Below are 2,971 nucleotides of genomic sequence, written 5' to 3'. Positions count from 1 at the left end.
GTCACTATTTCGGTAAAGGTTTTCGAACTTATGCAGTTCAAGACAACCCTAAACACCTTCGGTGTTGTATGGTTAAGCCTCACGGGCAATTAGTACGGGTTAGCTCAACGCATTACTACGCTTCCACATCCCGCCTATCAACGTCGTCGTCTTCAACAACCCTTCAGAGCACTTACGTGCTAGTGAGAGCTTATCTTGAGGCTCGCTTCCCGCTTAGATGCTTTCAGCGGTTATCGATTCCGAACATAGCTACCGGGCAGTGCCATTGGCATGACAACCCGAACACCAGAGGTTCGTTCACTCCGGTCCTCTCGTACTAGGAGCAACCCCTCTCAACTCTCAAACGCCCACGGCAGATAGGGACCGAACTGTCTCACGACGTTCTAAACCCAGCTCGCGTACCACTTTAAATGGCGAACAGCCATACCCTTGGGACCGACTACAGCCCCAGGATGTGATGAGCCGACATCGAGGTGCCAAACACCGCCGTCGATATGAACTCTTGGGCGGTATCAGCCTGTTATCCCCGGAGTACCTTTTATCCGTTGAGCGATGGCCCTTCCATTCAGAACCACCGGATCACTATGACCTACTTTCGTACCTGCTCGACGTGTCTGTCTCGCAGTTAAGCTGGCTTGTGCCATTACACTAACCGTACGATGTCCGACCGTACTTAGCCAACCTTCGTGCTCCTCCGTTACTCTTTGGGAGGAGACCGCCCCAGTCAAACTACCCACCAGGCACTGTCCTCACCCCCGATAAGGGGGCTAAGTTAGAACATCAAACATACAAGGGTGGTATTTCAAGGATGGCTCCACACCAACTAGCGCCAGTGCTTCTAAGCCTCCCACCTATCCTACACATGGAGGTTCAATGTTCAGTGCCAAGCTGTAGTAAAGGTTCACGGGGTCTTTCCGTCTAGCCGCGGGTACACCGCATCTTCACGGCGATTTCAATTTCACTGAGTCTCGGGTGGAGACAGCGTGGCCATGGTTACACCATTCGTGCAGGTCGGAACTTACCCGACAAGGAATTTCGCTACCTTAGGACCGTTATAGTTACGGCCGCCGTTTACCGGGGCTTCGATCAAGAGCTTCGCTTACGCTAACCCCATCAATTAACCTTCCGGCACCGGGCAGGTGTCACACCCTATACGTCCACTTTCGTGTTTGCAGAGTGCTGTGTTTTTAATAAACAGTCCCAGCCACCTGGTCACTGCGGCCAGCTCCAGCTCCCCCCGCAAGGGGTTCACTAGCTCTGGCGTACCTTCTCCCGAAGTTACGGTACTATTTTGCCTAGTTCCTTCACCCGAGTTCTCTCAAGCGCCTTAGTATTCTCTACCTGACCACCTGTGTCGGTTTCGGGTACGGTCAATATATACCTGAAGCTTAGAGGCTTTTCCTGGAAGCATGGCATCAACAACTTCGCACCCGTAGGTACTCGTCTCGTATCTCAGTCTTAGCAGCCCGGATTTACCTAAGCCGCCAACCTACATACTTTCACCGGGATTACCAACACCCGGCTTGCCTAGCCTTCTCCGTCCCCCCATCGCAGTATATATCGGTTCAGGAATATTAACCTGATTCCCATCGACTACGCCTCTCGGCCTCGCCTTAGGGGCCGACTTACCCTACCCTGATTAGCATGGGATAGGAAACCTTGGTCTTCCGGCGTGGGAGTTTTTCACTCCCATTATCGTTACTCATGTCAGCATTCGCACTTCTGATACCTCCAGCAGACTTCTCAATCCACCTTCAACGGCTTACAGAACGCTCCCCTACCCCACATACATAGTATGTAGCCGCAGCTTCGGTGCATGGCTTAGCCCCGTTACATCTTCCGCGCAGGCCGACTCGACTAGTGAGCTATTACGCTTTCTTTAAAGGGTGGCTGCTTCTAAGCCAACCTCCTAGCTGTCTGAGCCTTCCCACATCGTTTCCCACTTAGCCATGACTTCGGGACCTTAGCTGGCGGTCTGGGTTGTTTCCCTCTTCACGACGGACGTTAGCACCCGCCGTGTGTCTCCCGGATAGTACTCACTGGTATTCGGAGTTTGCATGGGGTTGGTAAGTCGGGATGACCCCCTAGCCCAAACAGTGCTCTACCCCCAGTGGTATTCGTCCGAGGCGCTACCTAAATAGCTTTCGGGGAGAACCAGCTATCTCCGGGCTTGATTAGCCTTTCACTCCGAGCCACAGGTCATCTCCTAATTTTTCAACATTAGTGAGTTCGGTCCTCCAATTGATGTTACTCAATCTTCAACCTGCCCATGGCTAGATCGCCCGGTTTCGGGTCTATACCTTGCAACTAAGCGCCCAGTTAAGACTCGGTTTCCCTACGGCTCCCCTATGCGGTTAACCTTGCTACAAAATATAAGTCGCTGACCCATTATACAAAAGGTACGCAGTCACACCACGAAGGTGCTCCTACTGCTTGTACGTAGACGGTTTCAGGTTCTATTTCACTCCCCTCGCCGGGGTTCTTTTCGCCTTTCCCTCACGGTACTGGTTCACTATCGGTCAGTTGGGAGTATTTAGCCTTGGAGGATGGTCCCCCCATATTCAGTCAAGATAACACGTGTCCCGACCTACTCGTTTTCACATCCATGGCATCGTCGTGTACGGGACTATCACCCTGTATCGTCGAGCTTTCCAGCTCATTCCACTAACACCATGATTGCTTAAGGGCTAATTCCCGTTCGCTCGCCGCTACTAGGGAAATCTCGGTTGATTTCTTTTCCTCCGGGTACTTAGATGTTTCAGTTCTCCGGGTTCGCTTCCTTAACCTATGAATTCAGTTAAGGATAGTGTGCAAGCACACTGGGTTTCCCCATTCGGAAATCCATGACTCATGCGGCTCTTACTGCCTCATCATGGCTTATCGCAAGTTAGTACGTCCTTCATCGCCTCCAACTGCCTAGGCATCCACCGTCTACGCTTCGTCACTTAACCATACAACCCGAAGATGTTTA

Annotated in this window: 1 rRNA gene; it reads right to left on the bottom strand. The window is 51.9% G+C overall.

Features of this window, described 5'->3' with window-relative positions:
* Positions 1-68 precede the first annotated feature (68 nt).
* A 23S ribosomal RNA gene (locus J6J28_RS12695) occupies positions 69-2,951 on the bottom strand.
* Between the last annotated feature and the right edge of the window lie 20 nt (positions 2,952-2,971).

The organism is Pseudidiomarina terrestris (assembly GCF_030466375.1).
Taxonomy (GTDB): Bacteria; Pseudomonadota; Gammaproteobacteria; order Enterobacterales; family Alteromonadaceae; genus Pseudidiomarina; species Pseudidiomarina terrestris.
The sequence above is the reverse complement of the archived record's forward strand: the minus strand, read 5'-3'. Positions and strand labels throughout refer to the sequence as shown.